This window comes from Streptomyces flaveolus (assembly GCF_044765825.1).
Lineage (GTDB): Bacteria > Actinomycetota > Actinomycetes > Streptomycetales > Streptomycetaceae > Streptomyces > Streptomyces flaveolus.
Map to the genome: position 1 here is coordinate 107368 of NZ_JBIWKU010000003.1, position 24289 is coordinate 131656.

General features: G+C 67.7%; 23 protein-coding genes and 1 pseudogene. 12 read left to right on the forward strand and 12 right to left on the reverse strand.

Features of this window, described 5'->3' with window-relative positions:
* Positions 1-218 precede the first annotated feature (218 nt).
* The 4 genes from ACIRG6_RS09970 to ACIRG6_RS09985 all read left to right on the forward strand — a co-directional run bounded on the left by ACIRG6_RS09970 (position 219) and on the right by ACIRG6_RS09985 (position 2326).
* The gene (locus ACIRG6_RS09970) at positions 219-926 is read left to right on the forward strand and encodes an HNH endonuclease (protein ID WP_403321949.1); all 708 of its coding nucleotides are present in this window, start codon (positions 219-221) and stop codon (positions 924-926) included.
* Complete coding sequence (locus ACIRG6_RS09975) at positions 923-1573, forward strand: hypothetical protein (protein WP_403321950.1); 651 nt, start codon at positions 923-925, stop codon at positions 1571-1573. Before ACIRG6_RS09970 ends, ACIRG6_RS09975 begins: the two co-directional genes overlap by 4 nt.
* 73 nt (positions 1574-1646) lie before the next feature.
* Positions 1647-1883, forward strand: a complete 237-nt coding sequence (locus ACIRG6_RS09980) for a hypothetical protein (RefSeq protein WP_403322480.1) — start codon at positions 1647-1649, stop codon at positions 1881-1883.
* 56 nt (positions 1884-1939) lie between these two features.
* Entirely contained in the window at positions 1940-2326 is a 387-nt protein-coding gene (locus ACIRG6_RS09985; RefSeq protein ID WP_403321952.1) for a hypothetical protein, read from the forward strand.
* Between the two features lie 135 nt (positions 2327-2461).
* On the opposite strand, the gene ACIRG6_RS09990 is transcribed toward ACIRG6_RS09985, so the two are convergent.
* A complete protein-coding gene (locus ACIRG6_RS09990) occupies positions 2462-3058 on the reverse strand; it encodes a hypothetical protein (RefSeq protein ID WP_403321953.1) in 597 nt (198 codons plus the stop codon).
* 523 nt (positions 3059-3581) lie between these two features.
* On the opposite strand from ACIRG6_RS09990, the gene ACIRG6_RS09995 reads away from it, so the two are divergent.
* From ACIRG6_RS09995 to ACIRG6_RS10010, 4 genes and pseudogenes are all read left to right on the forward strand, one after another.
* The gene (locus ACIRG6_RS09995; RefSeq protein ID WP_403321955.1) at positions 3582-5300 is read left to right on the forward strand and encodes a GmrSD restriction endonuclease domain-containing protein; all 1719 of its coding nucleotides are present in this window, start codon (positions 3582-3584) and stop codon (positions 5298-5300) included.
* Between the two features lie 24 nt (positions 5301-5324).
* On the forward strand, positions 5325-5573 hold the full coding sequence (locus ACIRG6_RS10000) for a UPF0758 domain-containing protein (protein ID WP_403322483.1): 249 nt from the start codon (positions 5325-5327) through the stop codon (positions 5571-5573).
* A pseudogene (locus ACIRG6_RS10005) lies at positions 5509-5784 on the forward strand (JAB domain-containing protein); the annotation flags it as partial. The gene ACIRG6_RS10000 and the pseudogene ACIRG6_RS10005, both read left to right, overlap by 65 nt.
* A gap of 61 nt (positions 5785-5845) precedes the next feature.
* Complete coding sequence (locus tag ACIRG6_RS10010; RefSeq protein WP_403321958.1) at positions 5846-6028, forward strand: JAB domain-containing protein; 183 nt, start codon at positions 5846-5848, stop codon at positions 6026-6028.
* On the opposite strand, the gene ACIRG6_RS10015 is transcribed toward ACIRG6_RS10010, so the two are convergent.
* The 9 genes from ACIRG6_RS10015 to ACIRG6_RS10055 form a co-directional block, all read right to left on the reverse strand.
* The gene (locus ACIRG6_RS10015; RefSeq protein ID WP_403321960.1) at positions 6000-7151 is read right to left on the reverse strand and encodes a restriction endonuclease subunit S; all 1152 of its coding nucleotides are present in this window, start codon (positions 7149-7151) and stop codon (positions 6000-6002) included. The two genes, ACIRG6_RS10010 and ACIRG6_RS10015, sit on opposite strands and share 29 nt — an antisense overlap.
* The gene (locus tag ACIRG6_RS10020) at positions 7148-8620 is read right to left on the reverse strand and encodes a class I SAM-dependent DNA methyltransferase (RefSeq protein ID WP_403321962.1); all 1473 of its coding nucleotides are present in this window, start codon (positions 8618-8620) and stop codon (positions 7148-7150) included. The genes ACIRG6_RS10015 and ACIRG6_RS10020 overlap by 4 nt, the downstream gene beginning before the upstream one ends.
* 288 nt (positions 8621-8908) lie before the next feature.
* Positions 8909-9508, reverse strand: coding sequence for a type IV toxin-antitoxin system AbiEi family antitoxin domain-containing protein (locus ACIRG6_RS10025; RefSeq protein ID WP_403321964.1), 600 nt, complete (start codon positions 9506-9508; stop codon positions 8909-8911).
* An 85-nt stretch (positions 9509-9593) separates the two neighbouring features.
* Entirely contained in the window at positions 9594-12059 is a 2466-nt protein-coding gene (gene hsdR / locus ACIRG6_RS10030) for an EcoAI/FtnUII family type I restriction enzme subunit R (protein ID WP_403321966.1), read from the reverse strand.
* Positions 12060-12817: 758 nt separating this feature from the next.
* A complete protein-coding gene (locus tag ACIRG6_RS10035; protein ID WP_403321968.1) occupies positions 12818-13402 on the reverse strand; it encodes a hypothetical protein in 585 nt (194 codons plus the stop codon).
* Positions 13403-13445: 43 nt separating this feature from the next.
* On the reverse strand, positions 13446-14231 hold the full coding sequence (locus tag ACIRG6_RS10040; RefSeq protein WP_403321971.1) for a hypothetical protein: 786 nt from the start codon (positions 14229-14231) through the stop codon (positions 13446-13448).
* A gap of 96 nt (positions 14232-14327) precedes the next feature.
* Positions 14328-14639 carry a hypothetical protein gene (locus tag ACIRG6_RS10045; RefSeq protein WP_364682087.1) on the reverse strand — a complete coding sequence of 104 codons (312 nt, stop codon included), beginning with the start codon at positions 14637-14639 and terminating at the stop codon, positions 14328-14330.
* Positions 14639-17005 carry a DUF4132 domain-containing protein gene (locus tag ACIRG6_RS10050; RefSeq protein ID WP_364682089.1) on the reverse strand — a complete coding sequence of 789 codons (2367 nt, stop codon included), beginning with the start codon at positions 17003-17005 and terminating at the stop codon, positions 14639-14641. Before ACIRG6_RS10050 ends, ACIRG6_RS10045 begins: the two co-directional genes overlap by 1 nt.
* A 47-nt stretch (positions 17006-17052) precedes the next feature.
* Positions 17053-17538, reverse strand: a complete 486-nt coding sequence (locus tag ACIRG6_RS10055) for a VOC family protein (RefSeq protein ID WP_364820318.1) — start codon at positions 17536-17538, stop codon at positions 17053-17055.
* A 158-nt stretch (positions 17539-17696) separates the two neighbouring features.
* Between ACIRG6_RS10055 and ACIRG6_RS10060 the strand changes: the two genes are divergently transcribed.
* From ACIRG6_RS10060 to ACIRG6_RS10070, 3 genes are read left to right on the forward strand one after another with little or no spacing between them, the layout of a single operon-like run.
* Complete coding sequence (locus tag ACIRG6_RS10060) at positions 17697-19118, forward strand: rhodanese-like domain-containing protein (RefSeq protein ID WP_403321974.1); 1422 nt, start codon at positions 17697-17699, stop codon at positions 19116-19118.
* A gap of 2 nt (positions 19119-19120) precedes the next feature.
* Entirely contained in the window at positions 19121-19879 is a 759-nt protein-coding gene (locus ACIRG6_RS10065) for a sulfite exporter TauE/SafE family protein (protein WP_403321976.1), read from the forward strand.
* 47 nt (positions 19880-19926) lie between these two features.
* A complete protein-coding gene (locus tag ACIRG6_RS10070) occupies positions 19927-20502 on the forward strand; it encodes a rhodanese-like domain-containing protein (RefSeq protein ID WP_364682097.1) in 576 nt (191 codons plus the stop codon).
* 20 nt (positions 20503-20522) lie between these two features.
* Here ACIRG6_RS10070 and ACIRG6_RS10075 read toward each other — a convergent pair whose 3' ends face one another.
* Positions 20523-20933, reverse strand: a complete 411-nt coding sequence (locus tag ACIRG6_RS10075; RefSeq protein WP_364682099.1) for a hypothetical protein — start codon at positions 20931-20933, stop codon at positions 20523-20525.
* Positions 20934-21083: 150 nt separating this feature from the next.
* A complete protein-coding gene (locus ACIRG6_RS10080; protein WP_364682101.1) occupies positions 21084-22748 on the reverse strand; it encodes an FAD-dependent oxidoreductase in 1665 nt (554 codons plus the stop codon).
* Between the two features lie 266 nt (positions 22749-23014).
* Between ACIRG6_RS10080 and ACIRG6_RS10085 the strand changes: the two genes are divergently transcribed.
* Positions 23015-24238, forward strand: a complete 1224-nt coding sequence (locus ACIRG6_RS10085) for a SchA/CurD-like domain-containing protein (RefSeq protein WP_318214427.1) — start codon at positions 23015-23017, stop codon at positions 24236-24238.
* Positions 24239-24289 lie beyond the last annotated feature (51 nt).

Below are 24289 nucleotides of genomic sequence, written 5' to 3' on the forward strand. Positions count from 1 at the left end.
GAAGATCATGGCCCCAACGTCGTGCTTTAGCGGGCAGGTCCACAGACTGCCCGACGCGCCGGAAGCTTACGGGGCCATGATCACTCGCGCCAAAGCAGCTCCAGCCCAAAGCCGCTCCGCCGACCTCGTCGGGTCTTTATAGGCGAAGCGGTGGCCAGGGGGTTGGGGCTCTGGCATGATCCATGGCACACACATTATCTTCACAAGGGGAGTGCTGGATGGCGTGCATCTCGGGGCGGCCAACTCTAAGCCAAGACGCCGATCGCGCTCTATTTGCCGAATCGGCGGGAACTTGCCTTCTATGCAATACCACTCTCTTCCCAAGCGACCCCGCACGCAAGAGATCCATTCCTATCGCCGAACGGGCACACATTGTCGCTTACAGCGACGAAGGCCCACGCGCGAATGCTGATGCATCCCAGGAGTTCCGAGACGACCCAGCAAATATCGTTCTCCTTTGTCCGAATTGTCACACCAAAATTGACAAGGCGCCCGAGAGTTACCCAGTCGAGTCTCTACTCAAAGCAAAGAAGGACCGCCAGCAGGCCATTGCTTACATCGGCGGGACACCGACATTCTCCAACCGCAGCGATGCCCGGAAAGCAGCAAAACGCCTTTTGTTGCGCAACATGACGTCGTTCAGGGCGAAAGGGCCGAATCCCGAGACAGGGGCAATCGACTCGCGCGAGCGGGCCGCAGTCTGGTCCGATTGCGTTCTGAATGAAATCGTGCCAAATAATCGGCTCCTAGTGGCACTGATAGAGGTGAACGAGGACTTGGCCACTGCTGAAGAGATGGAAACGGCAGAACTACTTAGACAGCATACTGACGCTCTTGAGAGTAAACACAGAGGAGAAACCCTCCTCGGGCCGGCACCTCGCTTCCCGGAGCGAGCAGAAGCGCTTTTCAGTGAGGCGAACAAATGACTGAGATCCGGTATCTCACCGACTGGTTCATCCCTAAAATCGCGCAGCACAGCGCAGTTGCATCATCGAAGCGTCTTTCCGACAAGCGTCTCAGTGTACTTCGAAAAGATGGTGTTGCTCTGACGATCGCGCCGGTTCAGGTGGAGGTCCTGTCCGCGGATCTGGTGGAGGAAATTATTCGGGAGGATATAGCGACAATTATCTGCCTGGTCCCTAAAGCTTCGCACTACCTGTGGTCTGCCCGCGAGCGTGCCGCCGCGTTGGGTTCAGACGTACAGACAATGAGCGAAGTATTTTGGTCGATGACCGAGGAGAACCCACAGGGGTTCTTGTCGAACGATGTGACCGTTACCAGACGAATCTTGCGTCAGCATTCACAGGTCCATCAAGTCCAGATGATCTGCGAGTCTTCCATGCGGATTGTCCGAGTGGGGAACATGTCCAACGTCACAGTATCCGTTGAATATGGATATGAGTTCAGCGAGGAGGCTCTAGTAAAGGCGCTGGATCGCCACCCAGGGATGGACGTCGTTTTGAACTCCAATCCCAATGGGAGGATGACAGCGGCCGCACTCGAGCACGCCAAACACGCTGGCGTTCGCCTACTGAACCTGAGTTCCCTTATGGGAGCGCTGAAAAATCCGTAACCGAGCCACCTTGCGGTGCACCGAACGGATCCTCGGCCAGGTGCTTGCCTGTTGGCCAGTACACCTCACCGAGGTGCAGCTATACGTATTCGGCTCCGCCACAAATCCTACCAATCACCATCCCAAGGATGTCGACATTCTTCTCGTGTACAGAGAGGGAGATCTGAGTCTGGCGCATGAAATCTGTAACAGAATAAGGGAACTTGTCACCTACCCGCCAATTGACATTCTGGCGCTCAATCTTGAAGAAGAAATAGAGACCAATTTCATCGAAGCCGTAAACGCGAAGCGCTTTTGGCCATCAGAATAAGCAACTTGAACTTTGTAGGATTTTCCAGCTCGGTACTGCATAAGAGGGAGGGCGAAGTGGCTGATCTTCAGGAGACAGCTGGGGCATGCGAGGATGAGGGCGGATTGATGCAAGACAACTTGGGGCGTCTACGGACCTCATTGGGTTTCGACAGACTCGGCAAGCATGTTCTCAGCTCCATCGCTCGTGAGCTTGAATCCGTCGGTCTCGGGTACTTCCCGCTCGCCGTCTTGGATCCTCGGTGTAACACGGAGCCCCGTAAGGACCAGCAGTTGTGGGTGTACACGCGGGATGGGGGCGAGCGTGCCCGTATTCTGGATGCCATTCTGCGCCCCCAGTCATACAACGTACGAAGCGCTTTGGACGGATTGGTGAGCGGCGACTACTCGTCACTGACTGCGGATGAGAAGCTGCGCGAGGTCCAGAAGATCGTCAACGCCTGAGCAGGGTGCGCCGCAACTCTGCAATCTGCGCACCTCTGAGGCGAGGTTCTAGCACTCACGGCACACGATTCACGCCCCCTAAACGCTACATTTTCGAGGACTCGCGATCAGCGTACGCCTCAGGCTGCCCGGACGTTACTGGCCGCGGCGGCGCCGCGGGAGACGCCGTCGTGGGGCGGGGTGAAGCACAGCGCGCACCGCGTTTCCGAAGTCGGCGGCTGCTGAGTCGAGGTGCCGAGAGTCGCGCGACGCGTGATAGCTAAAGGTGGCCGCCACGAGTCTGTCGGTGGCGTCGACGACATCACTGCTGGGGTGTCGCTGAAGCGGAGCGGCGGCGGCTATGACTGCTTCGAGCTTCGGGGTTATGCCGGCGGAGGCTGCCCTTGATTGATGCCGCTCGTGGGCCAGGAACCAGCCTGCGCCGCCGAGCGCGGCGGCGACCTCGCGGCGGTCGGAGCCCGTGACGAACGCAGCCGGGGCGAGACCGGTCACCGCCGCCAGTACGAAGGTGCGCGCCTGCTCCTTCCAGCCGCTCCACAGGACATGGTCCGCCTCGATCGCTGCGCGGAGTCCGGCGACGGCGAGCACCATGGCGTCGAACTGAGCGCCGAGGGTCTCTCGGTCTTGCCTGGCTTCGGTACGGGCGGCCACACGGGAGTTGATGCCGGCGGTCAACCCCGCACCGAGTGCAACGGATGCGAGCGTGCCGCCGATGTTGATGTCGATATGCACAACCACAGAGTTGCGAGCGCCGCCGTCAAGCGTCTGATCTGTTGCGCAGCCGTGACGCCCTAGGTTCCCCGTAGTGACCTGGCCTGGTCAGCCGATCGGGTGCCGCACAAATGGCACGGACTCGACTGGCGTTAACTCACCGGCTAATAGCAGGGCTTGGGGTTAACCTACCCGGCGTAAGAGGGCAGCGGCCCGTCTCGTTCATAGGCGTTCAGACGCGTTCCGCAGCTAGCCGGGCACCGGCCGCCGACCACCCGTGAACGACCCTGGACGCGCCCCCGCAAGGCACCACCACAGTTGGAAAGTGTGTTGGGACCCTGTCGGTTGGCAGAACCGTGGGTGCAGGTCTTTGTGCTTCTAAAGGCCGCCAGCGTCCGGCGGCCGCGAGAGTGAGCTCTGCTGGGCACGACAGTGCCGAAGCATCCGTGCCGATCCGGTCTCGAGCACGTCTGTCTGTCAGTGCTACTCCCTAGGATGCACAGTGAACACTCTTCCAAGGATTCGGCATACGGGGGCATGCTCAGTGAGCGCAACAGGCCGCAGGCGCCAATCCGCCAGCCCGGAACCGACGATCGTGCCGGTCTCCCGGCTCGCCGACCGTGTGCTGACCGGCGAGATCGTGCTTCCGAAGTACCAGCGGGCGTTCGTGTGGGGGCCGCACCAGATCCTCCACCTTCTGGACTCGGTGCTGCGCAACTACCCCATCGGCAGCCTGCTGCTGTGGGACACCACGGAGCCACTCGCGAGCGAGGAAACCGTCGCTGGCTTGGATGTGGACCCGCCGCGCCCCGGTCGCCCAGTCAAGTACATCCTCGACGGCCAGCAGAGGCTCGCCAGCATCATCGGCGCACTGCACGGCGGCACCGGCGCCTGGGACATCGCCTACGACCTGGAAGAGGAGCGCTTCTTCCAGCGCACCCCGGAGAGCCCGACGGGGCCGCACATCATTCCCATGCGGAAGGTGAGCTCGGCGGGATCTCTCTTCGGTCAGGTGGCCGAGTTGTCCCCCGAGCTGCGCGAGCGCGCGACCGAGCTGTACGAGCAGTTCGCCAATTACCTGGTGCCAGTGGTGACCTTGGACCACATGTCTGCTGAGGAGTCGGCGGAGGTCTTCGTGCGGATCAACAGCACGGGCACGACGATGAACATCGTCGACGTGGCGCGGGCGGGCACATGGAGCCCCGACTTCGACCTCAAGGAGGAGATCGAATCACTGCTCCAGGTCCTCGACGCGAAGCGCTACGGCCGGGTCGACACCAAGACCATGCTCCGCACGATCGCGGTTGCCTCCGGATTCGGGTTCTCCACCAAGGACATCAACCGTCTGAGAGAACTCGACAAGGAGCGGTTGCGGGAGGCTGTGGCCGAGGCGGCGAAGGCGGCCGAGCGGGCGGTGGACTTCCTCAGCACCCAGATCCGTACACCGAAGGCCGATGCGCTGCCCTACTACAACCAGTTCGCGGTGCTCGTCGAAGTGTTCCGGCAGCTACCGAAGCCTTCGTCCGCGCAGTACGACGCGTTGCGCCGCTGGTTCTGGCTGACCGCGAGCGGTGAGTACTTCAAGGGCTGGAGCGAGGCCCAGATGGGTCCCGACCTGCAGGCGATCACTTCCTTCGCCAAGGGTGAGGCCCAAGAAATCGAGACGGGAGCGGCACTCCCGCGGAGCGCTGTGTGGCGGCGGAGCGCTTTCTCCAAACGGAACGCACCGAGCAAGCTCCTCGCTCTCCTCCTTGCGTACGAGGACCCGCTGGACCTGCTCACTGGACAACGGATCGACGTGGGCAGGGCCTTGTCGTGGCAGAACGATAAGGAGTTTCACCACTTCTTTCCCAAGGCGTTTCTGCGGTCGCGCGGGGTGAGCAGCGCCGGGGCGAATGTCTGCGGCAATCTGGTCATGCTGACCTCTCACAGCAACATCTGGGTGACCGACCGGCCGCCCTCGCAGTATCTGCGGGACCTGGCCGATATCGAGGGCGAGGGGCCGCTACGTGAGCGGTTGAGCACCTGCCTGGTAGAGGAAGACGCCTACCAGGCGGCGCTGCGGGACGACTACGACACATTTCTGCGCGTGAGGTCGGAGACGTTGCACCGGCGGTTGATGGAGTTGATCGGTGGAGCGGCGGGACCGGTGAGCCCTGCCGCGAGGGGTGAGGAGTCGTTGCCCGATAACGAGGGACTAGAGGAGGAAGCGGACTCCGACTCCCTCCTGGACGAACCGATCGACCGCGATTCTGCGGACTGATGGATGAGTTGGGGCCGAATGCGGATGGTGGATGTACCGGTTGCTGACCGGCCCCGGGAGTGGCTGCTGGATCGAGGAGCGGAAGCGCTCTCCGACTGCGAACCCCTTGCCCTGCGGATTGGCTCAGGCACGGACGATGCGGTGGAATTGGCCGGGCAGCTCATCGCTCAGCACGGCGGGCTGTGCGAACTCTCCCGGGCACCGGCACATGAGCTGGCGGGGCTCTCAGGGATGGGGCGGGCGAAGGCGGTGCGCGTCGCGGCCGCCCTTTAGCTGGGGCGCCGGGCAGCACCAGCCGAGGTCTGGCAATACGTTCGCAGATACGCCGACCTGGCCAGGGATCGCAGCACCGCTGCTGAGGGGTCTGAGGCACGAGCGGGTCGTGGTGGTCGTGTGCGACGCGGCTGGCGCAGTACTGCGGAAGGCGACGCTGACCGAGGGCACGGTTGACCGCTCTCTTCTTCCTGTCCGCGATGTGCTGACCCTGGTCCTAGCCACGAGCGGCACGGCCTTCGGCGGAGCCCACAACCATCCCATAGGCCGGCGTGGAGCCCAGCGAGCCCGACCGCCGCGCGACAGCCCGCCTGTCGGCAGGAGCGGGGGCAGTCGGACTCCGATTCCTGGACCATGTGGTGGTCACGGACCGGGAGTGGCGACGGGTGGAGGCCACCCTCCGGCTGAGCGCCGGCTTCGGGCCAGCTACAGCTGCCCGGAGAACGCAGCGTTGAGGAGGGCGGGGCGGACAGCAGTCAGAAGTTCGTCACGGTAGCGCTGGCGGTCATCAAGGGTCCGAATTTTCTGCATGAATGCATTGACATCGGCGACCGCCTGCTTGTGGCGGTCGCGCGGAATACTGGGAATCTCCATGGCCATGAGGAGACCAGAGCGAAGGCGCGGAAGCTGGAGATTATGGGTGGCATTTAGGACCTTGTCCAAAGTGGATCTGCTCTGCAGGCCAGCCGCAAGAAGCTCGCCAGGCATGATGCCGTTGGGGCGTAGTACATACTGCTCCACACTGCACAGCCCGGCGCGGTCGGAGAGCCACACCTTGTTTAGATATGGGCGCAGGTAACCATAGAGAACATCCCCCGATGCGAACCTGAACTTACGTCCCTTCTCATCACCGAGCGGGCGGGATCCGATTCGCGTACCGAAGTGTGGCGCAATGTGTTCCAGGCCCACGAACTCCCTGGCCGGGCTTGCATCGTCACCAGGATGAACAGTGTCGCTTACTAGTGCGCAGGCCTCATCCACTCTGATTGTGCCGGTTGCCCAGCGGGAGAGTACCCGATCGAGCCCAGATACTGCGATTTGGCGGGGATTTTCCGCGCTAGGAGAGGCCGCGACCGTTGTGCCAAGTTTCGACATGAGGATATCGAGCTTGTCGGCGACGCGGCGCTGCTCATCAATGTCGGGGATGGTCACCTCAAGATCTTCGAAGGACTTAATACTGAGCGTCCGGTTCCGATCAGCCGATCCAGGAGATGCCTGACCGATCTGGCGAAGACCCTTAAAGCTGAGGAAGTAATAGCGAAGATACCGGACATCAACATCCTCCCCCTTCGGAACATAAAAGAGGAACCGGCTTGATGCAACAGTCTTAGCATCCTCCTCACTGGTGACAGCTACCGCTCCTTCCCACGCCTTGATGTTGCTGAACGCGAGCGCATGCGCTGGAAATCTGAAATGGCGAAGCTTGGACAGTTCGTCCCCTTTGCAGGTCTCGTAGTGGAAGATTCCGCGACCGAAAGACCTCATTCCTAGAGCGACATAGTCACCATCCGCGCTTACATCGACAGGACGCCGGTCCAGACGCAGAACATCTCCCATGCGGACGTCACTACGCTTCATCGTCGTCCTCCAAGTTCCTCGCGCAGTTCCTCCAGAAGTCCCAGAATCTCGCTCTCCGTCTTGATGAGCTCGTTCACAAGCTCCTCTGGTGGGCGGTGCGCGAGGCCATCTCCGACATGCGGGTTAGGGATGTCGAGGTTGAACCCAGCCTTCACGATCTCGGTCGCCGATACCCTCCACGCGTTCCCGCCTTCTTCGCGGCCTTCGCGCCTCGCACCGCCCCACCACTCCACACACGGCTCGAATTCCTCGACCCGCATCGGCTTCGTCTTGGTATAGCCGCGACGGCCGTCCGGCATCGGGATCTCGTAGAACCAGACCTCCTCAGTCGGCTGCCCCTTCTCGAAGAACAGCAGGTTCGACGGGATCTGGGTGTAGGGAGCGAAGACGCCCTGGGGCAGCCGGACGATGGTGTGCAGGTTGCACTCCTTCATCAGCTTCTGCTTGATGCGGGCACCGATGCTATTCTCGCCGCTAGCGAAGAGGCTGCCGTTCGGCAGGACAATCGCGCAGCGTCCACCCTTCTTTAGCTGGTCAAGGATGGCATGCAGGAAGAGCCAGGACGTCTCCTGGGTCTGGTAGCCCTTCGGGAACTTCTCGACCACCGACCGCTCTTCCTCACCCCCGAACGGCGGGTTCGTCAGCACCACGTCCACCCGGTCCGCTGCCGTAGCGTCCCGCATCTGCAGCAGGGCGTTCTCTCGGACCAACCGTGGCGCGCCGATACCGTGCAGCAGCAGGTTCATGCTGGCCAGCAGGTATGGGAGCGACTTCTTCTCGATGCCGCGGATGTCGTCGTGCAGCTGCCTGCGCTGGGTGTCGGTCTCCACGCGCTGCACTAGGTCCTCGTATGCCTGGACCAGGAAGCCTCCAGTACCGCAGGCCGGGTCGAGGACTGACTCTCCCAGTCTGAGGAAGGATTGCTGCACCATGAAGCGGTTGACGGGGCGAGGGGTGTAGAACTCGCCGGAGTCGCCGGCTGCGTCTCGCATCTCCTTGAGGATCGACTCGTAGAGGAACGCCATCGTGTGGATGTCGTCCGAGGAGTCGAAGTGGATCTCGTCTACCAGGTTCACCAAATCCCGGAGGAGGGTCCCGGACTGCATGCGGTTGTTGACATCCTTGAAGATGGTCGACAGGACGTTCCGTGGGTCCTCGGCGTCGCCGCCCTTCAGTCCGGCGAGATGCGGGATGAGTTCATCGTTGATGAAGGTCTTCAGTTCGTTACCGCTGAAGTCCGGCTTTGTCGCCCAGTCCTGCCACCGGTACGGCTCTTCAATCGCCGGGCGATAGTCGGGGTCGAATAGCGGTCCCACCTGCTCGACACGCTGGTCGAATGCCTTGAGGAACAGCAGCCAGGAAAGCTGGGGAAGGCGGTCGAGGTCACCGTTTAGGCCGGCATCCTTGCGCATGGTGTCGCGTGCCGACTTGATGACGGACGCGAGCCGCGCCCTTGACGTGGTGGCCACAGCCGCCTTCTTATTAGTGGACGCCATCTCAGTCTTTCTGCTTCGGTACGGCTTCGCTGTTGTCTGTGCCCTTGGTTGTGCGCGCTCTGCCACGCAGACGGAACTCCGTCACTGCCCCGCCCTTGAGGACCCAACCCGCTGCCGCGTCAGCGGAGAGGCGGGCTGCGACTCGATCCAAGACGACGCGACGGCGCCGCCTAGCTAGGTCTGTACCGGTATCGGTTACCTGTTGTTTAAGCCGGACCTCAAGGGGCCGCCGGAGCGCGGTGGCGTCACGATAGCGATCGGTCACTGCGTCTCCTGAAGCGCCCGCTCGACACCGAGTTCCGCTCGCGCGCCCAGCCGTTGAGCCGTGTGCAGGAGGCGTCGCCGGGTAGCCAGCCCCCGTTCCAGAGCCTCCACGACGGCTGAGCCCACTACGTCTTGCTCCACTTGCGCGGCCGCGCACTCGATGATCGCCCGTACCGGTGTCGTCACGCGGTAGCCGTCACGCTCCTCGATCTCGTCCTGGGCCAGTTCGGCCCGGTGAAGGATTACAGCATCGTCCTTCTGACGAAAGCCGGGAGGGACTGTGAGGTGGATCTGTGATGGGTTGGCCGTCCCGAGGTCGTGAACAGACAGGGCGGTGATGTGGGAAACGATCGCGCGCCCCCTGCTCCACAAGGACCAGCGGACCAGCTGGTCGTCCTCACCGCCGGGCAGGACGTCGAACTCACGGAAGCGGTAGATACCACGATCGACGGCCGTCCAGTTGCCACGCTGGGCGTGGTACCGCTGGGCTTGGTACGAGTACCCAGCCTCAAGCGCCTGAGCTGCGGTGAAGTAACCACGCTGCCCGCCGGCGATGCGCCAGAGGGCAGCCCTGGTGTCCGTACGGTCTCTGAGCACCTACGCAGCCTATCAGGGACACATACCTAATAGTCGTCTTTAGTTTAGCGAGACCCTTTGACATCAAACTACAGTTTTATTTTACTCACGAAGCTTCCAGTAGCCGCTTGCTCAGCTCGTCTATGGCCTCGTGCAGAGACTTCGCGCCGCCGAAGCGGTTCGCCAGCTCGACCACCGAACCCATCTCGGTGAACGGGCGCACCCCGAGGGTTTCCGGCTTGAGCTGGGGCGAGCCATGCTCGGCGAATTTCAGCAGCATCTCCTCCAGCACCTGTCGGGCTTGAGGTTGGAAGGACTCCAGGAAGTCCCGGTGCTCGTGCAGGAATCGGTACAGCCGTTCCTCCCGGCTGACCAGCGGCAGTCCCCAGGCGACGTTAAGGAGCAGGTCGACCGGATCGACATCCGGGCTACCGAACTCCTCAGGCAGCTCCTCCGCCTCGACGTCGGCGGTGTGCAGGATGGCCATGAGTTCGCGCCGGCTCTTGGCGACGGCCCACTGGGAGCGCAGCTTGTCCGGTGCGAGGTCGAGTTCGAGTACGCGGTCGTGTACCCACTGCTGGATGGTCACCAGCCTCATCGTCCGGCCGTCCGTGTCGAGCTGGTAGCGCCGCTCGCCCCACTTGTAGACGTGTACTCCGTTGACCACGTAGCGCCTGCCGCGGGATTGGATGCGGTCCACCTCGTCAGGGTCGTCCACCCTGTCATCGGCACGGGGCTCGTCGAAGCTGCCGCCGTCCGTCTGGTCGTACGCGGCCTCGGGCTCGGTCACGCTCTCCGGGTCGATCTCGTCGCCCTCGGGGGTCTCCGGTGCGCTCCCGACCACATGCCCTTGCTCGTCTGCGGTATCGCGTACGACGCGGAGCGGAGGGCCGTCGAACCCGGGGTCGTTGAAGAGCCGGGTGGCCTCGACGAAGTCGATGATGTCGAAGGACCCCTTGCCGATCTCCGGGCACAGACGGGTGCCCCGACCGATGGTCTGTTTGAACTCGGGCATCGAGCCGATGCGCCGGAACAGGACGATGTTGCGTACGGCCGGCAGGTCGATGCCCGTGTTGAGCAGCTTCGACGTCACGGCGATCACCGGTTCGTCGGAGTCGTCCTTGCGGAAGTCATCCAGCAGAGCCCTGCCATGGGGGCCGTCGGCGTCGGTGATCCGCACGACATAGTCGTGGTGCGCCTGCACCTCCGCCGAGGCCACATTAAAGAGGGCCGTGCGCATACGTGCGGCGTGGTTGTTGTCCTCGCAGAACACGATGGTCTTACCGTGCTTGCCGTCCTCCGCGGTAGAGCGCAGGTAGTCGATGACGTACTGCGCCGCTGCCTCCGTGCGCTCCAGGATCACCATGACCCGCTCGAAGTCCTTCGGGCCATAAACGCCCTCCGGGATCTCGTTGCCGTACTTGTCCCGCTGCCCTGGCTCGGTCTGGTAGCCCTCCATGTCCACGTTGAGCCGGACCCTGCGCACCCGGTACGGGGCCAGGAAGCCGTCCTCGATGCCGTCGGCCAGCGAGTAGGTATAGACGGGCTCGCCGAAGTAGTCGAAGGTGTCGACCTCCTTCTTACTGATCGGGGTGGCGGTCAGCCCGAGCTGGGTCGCAGGTGAGAAGTGCTCCAGCACGCGACGCCACTGCGAGTTGTCCCGGGCGCTGCCGCGATGGCACTCGTCCACGATGACAAGATCGAAGTAGTCGGGTTCGTAGCGACGGAAAAGTTCTTCCTCATCGCCCTTCTCCAGCGCCTGGTACAGAGCGAAGTAGATCTTCCGGCCTCGCACGGGCTCGCCGCTGATCTTGTGGACGTCGTCTTGGCCGAAGACGGGGAGGAAGTACTTGTCCTTGGGATCGTCGACAAGCATCGAGCGGTCGGACAAGTACAGAACTCTGGGCTTGCGGCCGGAGATCCACTGGGACCTGTAGAGCTTGGCAACTGTCTGAAGAGCCACCATGGTCTTCCCCGTACCAGTGGCCAGCACGAGAAGGATCCGCTTCTGCCCTGCGGCGATGGCCGCGAGGGTGCGGGCTACCGCCACGCGTTGGTAGTAGCGGGGCCGCTTGGCGGTGTTGTCCGAATTTCGCAGCGTGTGATCGTAGGGGGCAGCCAGGAGTTCGCGCCCGACGCTGGAGTCCGCCTGCTGGTCGGCCAGATAGCGGCTCCACAGCTCCTCGGGCGTGGGGAAACGGTCGATGTCCCGGATCGTGGGAGCAGCACCGCTATAGTCGATCTCCACGATCTGTCGACCGTTGGTGGCGTAAGCGAAGGACAGCCCAAGCTTCGCGGCGTACCGACGAGCCTGCTCCACACCGTCGTTGGCATCGACTCGGTAGCGCTTGGCCTCGACAACCCCGATTGGGACGTCCGGTGCGTACTCCAGCACATAGTCGGCAACCAGAGGGTCGCCGTAGACGTGCCGCTTCGGCGTGGGTGTGAGCCGCCCGTCGTTGATGCGGAACTGCGGGCGAATCTGATCACTGGTCCACCCGGAATCCGCGAGGGCAGGTATGACCAGTGCCCGGCACGTCTCGTCTTCTGTCATCCCCTGTGCAGCTGTCACCACACGGAGAGTAGTGCCGCTGATCGCGGCTGTCCTCACCATTGGCGAGATCCAGCCTCTGCCTCTCACTGACGTGCGGGGGACGGTGTCCCCCCCGACAGCTCGAGGTGGTGCCAGTGGGCGGCTCATGGACCATTCGTGGACGAGTCACCGGCAATTGCCGCCCTACAGTTGGCTGAGTAGGAGAAGAGCAGCGAGCAGAAGAGGCCTCCGGAGCCGTGTGCGCAGGTTCGAATCCTGCCGGGGGCACCCACCATGAGGTGCCCAAAGACCCCGTCACCAGCGGAAACGCTGAGGCCGGGGTCTTCGCGTATGTGCAGGCGTGAGTCAGTCCGGGTGGGCGTGCGTCGGGGTCCGCGGGCGCGGCGTGGACGGGATCTTTCCGCGACCCGACCGTGCCGCGAAGGCCGTGGGGGCAAAAAACAGTCCCCGGTAGTGCTGCACGTGTCCTGGGGCTTCAGTCGTCACTGTCGCTCCGGTATCGCGCCGGCTTGCCGGGGGCCTGGACCACATCCTGTCCAAGTCACTCCGCCGACTAGACGTCCTCATCGACTTCATGGCTCTTCCGGTTTTGTGGCTTATTAATCAGGTTAGGCAGGCAATCTGCGGAGTCAATAGGTTCCGGGAAGTTTCTGAGTCGATCATCGCGTTCCCCTGCCATCCCCGGCGGCACCCTGGTTCTCGACAGTGAAAGGGCTGGCCAGGGCTGTGCTGCGAGATCACACAGTGACCGGCTGGTTTTCCCTGGTCACCGGCCGTCAGCGTGTCGTTCGGGACAGTTCGATGCCCTCGCGGAGGCGGGCGGGTGCGCCGTCGCTGAGGGTCCAGCCGTGGGGGACCGCGATTTCCAGGAGGGTGCGGGCTCCGACGCAGCGGTGTTTGTGGGTTCTGATGAGCGTCGTGCGCTGTTTGGGCTTCTGTTTGCGGAGGTGCTTCTCTATGCGCTCCCGGTGGAAGGCCGGGTCGTCCTCGCGTTGCAGCTCGCCCCATGAGGTCCACCAGCGTGGCCGTGCGGGGAAGTAGCCGATCGTCCGGTCCAGCACCTTCAGCACCGGGCGTTCGAGGAAGGGGAGGATGCCGCAGACGAATTCCATCACCAGGCCGTAGACCACGACGAACGCCATGATGATCAGCCACAGCATCACGTGGAACGGGAAGTACAGCACCGTCAGGACGAAGCGCAGCCGTCGTCCGGCCTTCGAACGCGGTGGTTGTGGCTCCCACAGGCCGGACAGTTCCGCCGGCGGCACGACGGGATGGGGCGTCGGCTGGGCGTAGTACGGGGTGGACGGTGCGTACGGGCCGTATTGGCCGTACTGGGGCTGTGGAGGCGGCTGTTGCACCGCGTCACCCAATCACCGGCGCGGTCGGCATCGCAACGTCCTGTCACTCCGTTCCGCTGCGGGACAGCGGGGGCAGTGACGCGCACAGCCAGGTGGGGAACGCGGGCTCCCTCTGCTGTACGGCCTCACAGCCTCCTGTCGCGGTGCGGAAGAACGGGTCCCATCCCGTCTTCTCCGCGCGGTAGAACCAGCGGTCGCCCAGGCGGGACGTGCACGCGGGGTTCGTCGTGTCGCCGCAGATCGGTCCCGTGCGCCAGGAGAAGTCCAGGACGAGCCACTTGCCGTCGCAGTGTTCCGCGTTCCGGTACGTGTGCATGGGGGCGTCGACCGCCTTCAGCGCCTGTTCGTAGGAGGGCGCGGTGCAGCCCGTGGCCGGTGGGGTGCAGCCCAGCTCTCCGCACAGGCGCAGCGCGGGTGGGGTGGCGCCGTGGGCGGTGAAGCGGGTGTAGTTGTCGACGATCACGTCCCGGTCGCCCAGTGGTTCCGGCAGCGTCACCCGTGCGGTGGCCGTGCTCTCCTCGGTGCATCCGGACGCCCTGTCCCCCGACGGCGAGGTGAAGGTGACCTGTACCCGTGCGAGGTCCGAGAGCGGGTCGGTGAGGACCGCCTTCAGCTCGCGCACGCACGGGTGCGGGCCGCTGGGCACCTGGGCATCGAGGAGCAGGGTGCGGTGGTCCTCGCCGAGACGGACTCCGGTGACCTCGGACGGCTGCATCGTCGTCCATGGGATCGGTTCCGCCGTCGTCCGCGACGGTGACGTTCCGTCCCCCCGGTCGGCCACCTCGCTCCCGCACGCGCCGAGGAGCAGGACGGCTGCGGCACAGAGCATGGCGGTGATGAGTGTCCGGGTCGGTCCGGCTGATCGCATACTTGCTCAATTCCCCCGTGCGGCTGGCCTGTTGCCCCGGGCCACTGTACGACCGTCTCAGCCGCCGACCAGGGCGACCAGCTTGATGAAGATCAGGGTGGGGGCCGGAGTCAGGTCCACCGTCTCGTCGAGGGACTCGAGTTGGCGGTCGCCGGACAGGACGAAGAAGCCGTTGGTCAGGAAGGCGTGTTCGGCTGCCTTCGTCCGGCGGGCCGCGTCGACGGGGTGGGTGTTGTGGCGGGTGGTCTCCTCGCGGACTCGGAGGGCGATCAGCTCCCGTACCGTCATCCGGTCGGGCAGGCCGGTCAGCTTCCGCTCTGTGAGCTGCTTGCCCGTCGGCGTCTCGTCCCGGAAGGTCACGGTGGCCATCAGGCACCTCGTTCTATCTGGCGGAGGATGGTCTCGTCGGTGATGTCGGTGTCGGCGGCCAGCAGGAACGCCTTGCTGAGGATCAGGGCGAGCCGTTCGTCGTCGAAGGGCAGGAAGACCGTGCGGTCCGTCGCGCGTCGGGCCGCGACGACGCACAGGTAGCTGTCGTCCGGCTCCATCAGGACGTTGGCCGAGAAGAGGTGGATCTTGTACGCGCGCCGGTCGCCTCGGACGCGCAGGAAGCGGCCGTCGAGTGTGCAGCGGTCGGCGATCTTCAGGCGGGGCAGGAGCCGTTCCAGTACGTCGCGGCGTGCCAGGGCGCTCTCGGTCAGCTCGCCGAACGCGGTCCGCTCCCAGTAGGCGCGCCGGGCGCCACCGTCGGTCCAGTCGGGGTCGGTGGCGATCGAGGTCACGCCGACGAAGAGGTCCACGTCGCGCATGGCCTCGCTGAACACCAGCGGGGGCACGTCGGCCAGCGGTGTCTCGCGCCAGGTGCCCTCCTGCCGGTGGTCGAAGCGCACCTGGTCGGTCGTGGCCAGGTCGTCGTCGCCGGCGGAGTCGGACCAGGTGTGGTGGAAGCGGACCCGCCACTCCCCCGCCGCCAGGGTGCGCTCGGCCTCGTCGCCGTCCCCGTCGTCCCAGGGGCCGATCATGCGGCTCTTCCATCCCCGGGCGCGGAACAGGGCGAACAACTTGCGGTAGTGGACGAGGTGGGCGGCGAAGCGGTTGGAGTAGACGCCGGTCTGTTCCTCGGCCGGGGTGAGGACGTAGATCTCGCGGAACGCCTGCTTGAAGGGCTGCCGTACGCGCCGTTCGGTGAGCAGGTCCCGCCAGGCCCCTACGGCGTCGGGGTCGGAGCGGAGCGGGTGCCAGAGCCGTACGGAGGCGTCGTCGGGGGCGTCGGGGAGGGCCTCGTCCGTCTCGGGGAGTACGGCCCGCCACTCGTCGGGCGCGACCTCGATCTCCCAGATCAGCCGGCCTACGAGGGTCCGGGCGAGGGGGTGGCCGGCCAGCTCGGTGCGCCACCGGCCGTACGGGTGGACGGCGTCGACGGTGAAACCGCCCTCCAGGGCCCGCAGGAGGGTGGCCAGTTGGGCGTTGAGCCGCTTCACCAGGTCGCGGAGTTCCTTGACCAGGGCGGGGTGGTCGCGGCGGACCGGTGCCGGGACGGTGCGCAGCGGGCGGCCGTCCTTCTCCCAGGTCAGCGTGGCGGTGTCGGTGACCGTGACGAGCGCCCGGTAGTCGCCGGCCGTCCGGCGCAGGACGCCGTCGCCGTCGAAGTCGAGCCTGGGCAGCCGTAGTGCCACGTCGGTGCGTTCGGCCAGGGCCGCGTCCGCCTTCTTGAGCATCTTGTCCAGTTGCTTGGGCACGCCGGCGTGCCGGACGGCACGGCGCACGGTGCGGATCGCGGTGACCAGCTCGGGTGTCGGGTAGTCCTGGGCGGCGCGGACCACTTCGTACAGGAGGGCCTGTGACGGGAGTGTCCTCGCCGCCGTGGGGGCGAGTGCGATGCCGGGCAGCAGCCGGTCGAACAGCTCCGGCAGCCAGGGTTCGTCGCGCAGCAGCGCGACCCGCAGGGCCTGGCCGAGGGAGGTGACCTCCCGGTCGGTGAACGCCTTGTCCGCCCGGTACGGGATCTCGCCGGCCCGGATGGCGTCGGTGCGGTCGGCGGCCGCTTCCAGCGCGCGGCGGGTGAACGCCACGTACGCCGGGTTCTCGGCCGATCTGTGCCACGCGTGGGCGTGCGGCGGGACGAATCGGTGCTCCCGGTCGATCTCGGAGAGCACCGCCTGTTCGGCCGGAGGGAGCCCGGCGATGACGGCTGTTTCGTCGGCGATGACGGGGCCCACGTCGCGGGAGAGCCGCTCCACGGCCGTGCTCAGTGTCTCGTCGCCGGCGAGGGACGCGACCGCGAGCAGCGCGTACGGCTGGCGTACGGAGTCCTTGGCCAGCCACAACCCGACGAGGGCGCGGGCCGGTTCGGACACGTCGGGCAGCGGGCCCGTGCAGTGTTGCAGTGCGTCCAGGCCCAGGGTGAGGTCGGCCCAGCCGTGCTCCTCGCACTCCTCGACGAGCAGTTCGAACAGCCGGCGGCACGCGGCGGGCGTGTAGCGCGGCTGCCGTTCCCTGACCGCGGCCCCGATCGTGAAGGCTGCCGCCCGCCTTGCGGGTGTGGCCGAGGCGTCCACCCGGTAGGCCGCGACGAACAGGCTGCCGAGCTCCTCGTCGGTGACCTGTGACAGGTCGTGGCGCCCGTCCTCGCCGGTGAACGACGGGTCGGTCAGCGCGCGCATCAGCCGGGCGGCGGGGCTCGTCGGGGGCGAGTCGTGGCCGCTGGGGCGGGTCGCCGGGGCGTCGTTCAGCATGGCGGGATGATGGCAGAGGGGACTGACAACACGACCCCTCGCGTCGGTCAGCCGGCGGTGGGCAGGCGGCTCAGAAGCTGCTCTTCCGAGAGGTCCTCCAGGTGGGTCAGGAAGACCCACCTGTGACCCGACGGGTCCTTGAGGATGACCGTGCGGTCGCCGTGGAACATGTCCGTCGGCGGCTGGAGGATCTCCGCGCCGGCGGCCTCCGCGCGGCGCGCGAGGCCGTCGACGTCCGGCACGAAGACGTGCAGCATGACGGAGGTGCCGCCGCCCAGCGAGGCCGGCGCGGCGAAGCCGGCGGTCTCCGCGCCGGCCTCGCCCGCGTCGCCGAGCATCAGGGCCGACCGTCCGACGGTGATCTCGGCGTGCAGGACCCCGCCGCCCGGAGCGTCGATCCTGAAGGCCTCGCGGGCGCCGAACGCCCGCTCGTAGAAGTCGATCGCCGCGGCGGCGTCGTCGACCATGATGTGCGGGATCACGGCGTAGCGGTAGCGGTCGGGGATCTCGGTGGGGGCTGAGTCCTCGGTCATGGTGAACCTCCTCGGAAAGCCACCGCGGGTCGGTTCCTGCGGCTCTGGAACGAACCTAGAAGCTCAAGTTTGGTTCAGGTCAAGCGTGAAAATACCCCCCGGGGTACCCGTGTTACGGTGGATACCCCGGGGGGTAATCGTCTGTGAAGGAGTTTCCGATGTTCTTCGTCGACACCCTCGAACTGGAGGGGCTCGGCAACCGTTCCTACCTGGCCGGCGGCGCGCGGAGCGCGGTCGTGGTGGATCCGCCGCGTGACATCGACCAGGTCCTGGCGGTGGCCGCCCGGCGCGGGGTGCGGATCTCGCACGTGGTGGAGACACACCTCCACAACGACTACGTGAGCGGCGGTCTGGAGCTGGCCCGGGTGACGGGCGCCGTGTACCTGGTGCCGGCCGGGGCCGGCGTCTCGTTCTCGCGGGTGCCGGTGGCGGACGGCGACACGGTCGACGTCGACGCCGGGCTGGAGCTGCGGGCGGTGGCCACCCCGGGCCACACCCCGCACCACACCTCGTACGTGCTGCGGGAGGACGGCGTGCCGGTGGCGGCGTTCACCGGGGGCTCGCTGCTGATCGGCACCGTGGGGCGTCCGGACCTGGTGGAGCCGCGGCTGACCGCGGAACTGGCCCGGGCCCAGCACGCCTCCGCGCACCGGCTGGCCGCGGAGCTGCCGGACGAGACGTCCGTCCTCCCGACGCACGGCTTCGGAAGCTTCTGTTCCTCCGCGCAGGCCGAGGGGGACGCCACCACGATCGGCCGGGAGAAGGCCGTCAACGCCGCGCTGACCGAGGACGTCGACTCCTTCGTGGCCCGGCTGCTGGCCGGGCTGGACGACGTGCCCGCGTACTACACCCACATGAGCCCGGCCAACGCCGGCGGCCCCGCCCCGGTCGACCTGACCCCGCCGGCCGTCGCCGACGCCGAGGAGATCGCCGCCCGGCTGGCGGCCGGTGAGTGGGTCGTGGACCTGCGCAGCCGCGTGGCCTTCGCCGAGGGGCATGTCGCCGGGTCGTACAACTTCGAGGCGGACGGCAAGCTCGCCACGTACCTGGCCTGGATGATCCCGTGGGGCAAGCCCGTCACGCTGCTCGCCGAGTCCCCGGAGCAGGTGGCCGCCGCCCAGCGGGAGCTGGTCCGGGTGGGTATCGACCGGCCCGCGGGCGCCGCGACCGGGGCGCCCGAGGCGTGGGTGCCCGAGGGCGGGTCGCCGGTGTCGTTCCCGAGGTCGACGTTCGCCGGACTGGCCGAGCGCGGCACGGACGGGGTGGTCGTCCTCGACGTACGGCGGAACTCCGAGCGGGCCGCCGGGCACATAGCGGGCTCCGTGCACATTCCGGTCCACGAGCTGCACAAGCGGCTGGGCGAGGTGCCGGCGGGCACGGTGTGGGTGCACTGCGCGGGCGGCATGCGGGCCGCGATCGCCGCGTCGCTGCTCCACGCCGCCGGACGGGACGTCGTGGCCGTCGACGACGGTTTCGACGCCGCCGACGCGGCCGGGCTGACGGTGACCGGCCCCGGTGACCCGGACGACCCGGGCCACCGGAGCGACCGCGCCGACCGCGCCGACCGCGCCGACCGCTGAGCATGACCGCTCTGATCGCCGCGCTCGTCGCCGGTGCCGTCGCCGGCCTGGCCCTGGGGGGTCTCGGCGGGGGCGGCAGCGTCCTCGCCGTACCCGCCCTGATCTACCTGCTCCACTTCGGCCCGGCCGACGCGACGACGGCCGGCCTCGTGATCGTCACCCTCACCTCCGCCACCGCACTGAGCGGGCACGCCCGGGACGGCAACGTCGCCTGGCGCACCGGGCTCCTGTTCGCCGCCGCGGGCGTCGTGCCCGCGATGCTCGCCGGAGTGCTGGCCGACCGGGTGCCGGCGACGGCGCTGGTCGTGGCCTTCTCGGTCGTCGCCGCGCTGGCGGCGGCGCGGATGCTGCGCTCCCCGGCCACCGACCCGTCCGGCCGCCCCGGTCCCCCCGTCCGCCCCGCGAAGGCCGGTGCCGTCGGTGCCGGGCTCGGCGCGGTGACCGGGTTTCTGGGTGTGGGCGGCGGCTTCCTCGCCGTGCCGGCGCTGGTGGGCGTGCTGGGTCTGGCCATGCGCCGGGCCGTCGGTACGAGCCTCCTCGTCATCACGGTCAACTCGCTGGCCGCGCTCGGCGCACGGGCGGGCACCGGGATGCACCTGGACTGGGCCGTCGTCGGCCCCTTCACCGCGGCCGCCGTGCTCGGCGCCTGGGACGGCAAACGCCTGGCCGGGAAGGTCAGGGGCCGGACGCTGCAGACCCTTTTCGCCTACGTGCTCCTCGCGGTGGCACTCTTCATGCTCGCCGACGCGCTCGTCCCGTGAACGGCGACCACAGCACAACCCGACGTCCACAGGAAGGACCTCGTCCCATGACCACCCCCGCCACCCTCGACCCCCGCCAGGCCCACTCCCGCCTGCACGAACTCACCGTCATCGACGTCCGCACCCCGGGCGAGTACGCCGGCGGTCACCTGCCCGGCGCCCTCAACGTGCCGCTGGACCGGCTCCGGCATGCCCTGCCCGCCGTCCGGGCCGCCGCCGAGCGCGGGGACGTGCTCGTCGTCTGCGCCTCCGGCAACCGCTCAGCGAACGCCTGCCGCGTCCTCGCCGAGCACGGCGTCCACGCCGCGACCCTCGTCGGTGGCACCGGCGCGTGGGCCGCGCAGGGGCACGAACTCGCCCGGCCCGCGGGGACCGCGAAGGCCACCTGGGGCATGGAACGGCAGGTCCGCCTCACCGCCGGGCTCATCGTGCTGCTGGGCCTCCTGCTCGGCGTGCTGGTGCATCCGGCCTTCCAGTTGCTGTCCGCGGGCATCGCGGGCGGACTGGTCTTCTCCGCCCTCACCGACACCTGCGGCATGGCGGCCGTGCTGGCCAGGCTCCCCCACAACCGGCCCCGGCCCGCCGACCTCGACGCCACGCTCGCCCGGCTGCGCGGCCACTGACCGCGCCGCGGCGCCGCCCCTCAGACCTGGCGGATCACCACCAGGACGACCAGGAGCACGGTCGCGCCCGCGCTCATGCCGTGCGCGACCACCCCGGTCAGCGGGAAGTGACGTTCCGCCGTGCCCGTGGCCTGCGAGTGGCGGCCGGAGCTGGGCAGCCAGCGCAGCAGCATCATGAAGCCGAGGGCGGCCACGACGAGGACCGCGGCGCAGGCCGCCCACGCCGTGCCCCGGAGTCCGCCCAGGAGGTAGACGGCCCAGGCGGCCAGGCCGCTGACGGCGAGCACCACGTGACCGACCACCAGCCACAGCGGCAGCCGCGTCACGCCGGGCGTGCGCTGGCGCAGGCCGCCGTGGCGGATCCAGACGGTGGCGAGGTAGGCGCCCAGGGCCGCGGTCAGCAGCCAGGCGCCCAGGACGACCATGTCCATGTGTTCCGTTCCCCCTGCCCGGTGACGCGCGCTGTGTCTCAGCGGACTCAGCACAGCGCACCCGGCGGGGGCGGACCGGACGCCCATTCAGGGATTCACCCGTTGGCGTGAACCATGCCGCTCGGGTCTGGCCAAGCGGGGCCCGGAGTGTCAGGCCAGGGACAGGACCGACGTCAGCACCTGACGCAGCATCGCCGCGGGGTCCGGCGCCGGTCCGGGGGCGCGCCACGCCACGAAGCCGTCCGGGCGCACCAGGACCGCCCCGCCGCGCGTCACGCCGTGGGACTTCGCCCAGTCGGTGTCGTCGTCCTCGGGCAGCAGTTCGGCGTCGGGGGACTTGCCCACCCGGTACGGCGTCAGCGGGACCCGCATCTCGTGGGCCAGCCGCGTCGCCGCCTCGTGCCAGCCGCTGGCCTCCGTCGCGTCGCTGAGCAGGACGAGGGTGCGTTCGTAGAGGTCGAGGGTGGAGACGCGGTCGTCGCCGCGGCGCAGCCACAGGTGCGGGGCCCTGCTTCCGGGTTCGCCCGTCAGCGAGAGCGCGTCCGGGACCACCGGCGTCGCCGGGTCCGCGCCGACGACCGCGCCCTGGGGGTAGCGGTAGCCGAGGGCGACGTTGAGGATGCCGCGCTGCGGTCCGCCGCCGCCTCCGGCTGCCGGGGGCGGGGCGAAGCCCGGGTGGCTGTGCTCGGCGGAGCGGGCGGCGGCGCGGGCGCTGGTGGCCTCCGCGACCGGGCGGCGTTCGGCGTCGTAGGTGTCGAGGAGGCCGTCACCGGCCCAGCCGTCGAGGACGGCGGCCAGTTTCCAGGCGAGGTTGTGGGCGTCCTGGATGCCGGTGTTGGAGCCGAACGCGCCGGTGGGGGACATCTCGTGGGCCGAGTCGCCGGCCAGCAGGACGCGGCCCGAGCGGTAGCTGCGGGCGACGCGCTGGGCGGCGTGCCAGGGGGCCTTGCCGGTGATCTCGATGTCGAGGTCCGGGTCGCCGACCGCGCGGCGGATGTGGGCGGCGACGCGCTCGTCGGTGAAGTCCTCCACCGTCTCGCCGTTCTCCGGGTGCCAGGGGGCGTGGAAGACCCAGTTCACGCGGTTGTCCACCGGGAGCAGGGCGCCGTCCGCGTCCTCAGCCGTGAGGTAGCAGACGATGAAGCGGCGGTCGCCGACGACGTCGGCGAGCCGGCGGGAGCGGAAGGTGATGCTGATGTTGTGGAAGAGGTCGCCGGGACCGCTTTGACCGATGCCGAGCTGCTCGCGGACGGGGCTGCGGGGACCGTCGGCGGCCACCAGGTAGTCCGCGCGGATCGTGGTGTGCTCGCCGGTCTCCCGGTTCTCGACGACCGCGGTGACCCCCTCGGCGTCCGTGTCGAACGACAGCAGTTGCGTGCCGAAGCGCAGTTCGCCGCCGAGTTCGCGGGCGTGGGCGAGCAGTTCGGGCTCGAGGTCGTTCTGGCTGCACAGGCACCACCCGCTGGGGCTGAACCGGGCGAGTCCGTTGCCGGGGTCGATCTGCTTGAACAGCCACTCCCCCGCGTCGCCGACCAGTGTCGGCGTCTGGAGGATGCCGTGGTTGTCGGCCAGCGTGGCGGCGGCCCGCCGGATGTGCGGCTCGGTGCCCGACACCCGGAAGAGCTCCATCGTGCGGACGTTGTTGCCGCGTCCCCGGGGGTGGATGGAGGTGCCGGCGTGGCGCTCCACCAGCGTGTGCCGGACGCCGAGCCGACCCAGGAAAACCGAGGTCGACAGGCCGACCAGGGACCCTCCGACGATCAGCACCGGGACGCGGTGGACCCCGGGTCCCGGTCGATCGGCTCTTTCGTTCATCGCTCGTCCTCCATTGCGTCGGGCCCGGTCGGGCCGTCGTCGAGTGGCAGGTCCCGGGACATGCAGGGGCCGGGCCTTCATGCATGCCCCGTGACGCCCGCGGCGGCTCAGGCTTCACCCGCTTAACCCGTCTGGTTCGCGGTCCCCGGGGGCACGGCACACGATCGTGCTTACGCGACCGGCGCACCCCGCCGCACACGGCGCGGGCAGCGACGGTCGTACTCCCCCAGTCCACGAGGAAGTTCCCCCGAGAAGAGGTGGGCCGGATGACGGTCTCTCCCGTCGTGTCGTCGGATACCGGATCGACGAATGCCGCAGCCATGGGTGCCGGGGCGACGGCCGCCGTGTCCGCGGACGCGGGTGGCGTCTCGATATCCGCGTTCGACGGCTCGCGCGTACGGGTCGTGCTGATGCTGGACATCCACGACGGCATGCAGCAGGAGTTCCTCAACGCCTACGAGCGCATCCGCCACCGGGTCGCGGCCGTACCGGGACATGTCAGCGACCAGCTGTGCCAGTCCCTGGAGAACCCGACGCAGTGGCTGCTCACCAGCGAATGGGAGAGCGCGGCGCCCTTCCTGGCGTGGGTCAACAGCGACGAGCACCTGGCGACCGTCGAGCCCCTGCAGGACTGCGTCCGTGACACCCGCTCCCTGCGCTACAGCGTGCTGCGGGAGACCGCGGCCGACGGCGCCGCACCGTCCGCAGCGGCCGGCGAGGAGCTGCGGGCCGCTCCCCGCGTGGGGGGCAACGTCGTCCGGCACGCCCTGACCTTCACCGTGCGGCCCGGCAGCGAGGCCAAGGTCGCCGAGCTGCTGTCCAACTACGCGTCCCCCGAGGCCCAGGTCGACGAGGCCACCCGGCTGCTGCGCACCTCGCTCTTCATGCACGGCAACCGGATCGTGCGGGCCGTGGAGGTGAAGGGCGATCTGCAGGCCGCGCTGCGTCACGTCGCCCGGCAGCCCGGGGTCCGGGCCGTCGAGGAGGCCCTCAACCCGTACCTGGAGCAGGACCGCGACCTGAACGATCCGCACTCCGCCCGCCGGTTCTTCACCCTGGCCGCGATGCCGGCCGTCCACCACGTGGCGTCCGCGACCGGGGCCGAGGCGCGTCCGCAGCGGTGTGCGCTGCTGTATCCGGTCCGGGCCGGTGCGGGGCCGGAACTCGCCCGGCTGCTGGCCCGGCAGGACGCGTCCGCCGTGTACACGCCGGACGGTCCGGTCCTCGCCGCCACCGTCTTCCACCGCGACGACCTCGTCGTACGGCTGGTCGACGTGGCCGGTGACCCGGACGAGGCGCCCGCGTTCGTCCTGGGGCTGCACGACCGCGCCGGGTCCGCCGACGCGGCCGGTGTCGCGGTGGCCGAGCGGCTGCTGGACATCGCCTCCGTCGGCATCGACGGGCCCCTGACGGACGCCGGCACCCTGTCGCGGCTGCTCGCGCGGGCCCGCATGACGCCGCTGACCGACCGGCGTTCGCTCCCTTCCTGACCCGTCGGCGCGCGGCCCGCCGGCCGGGCCGCGCGCCGTCCTCCCCCACCG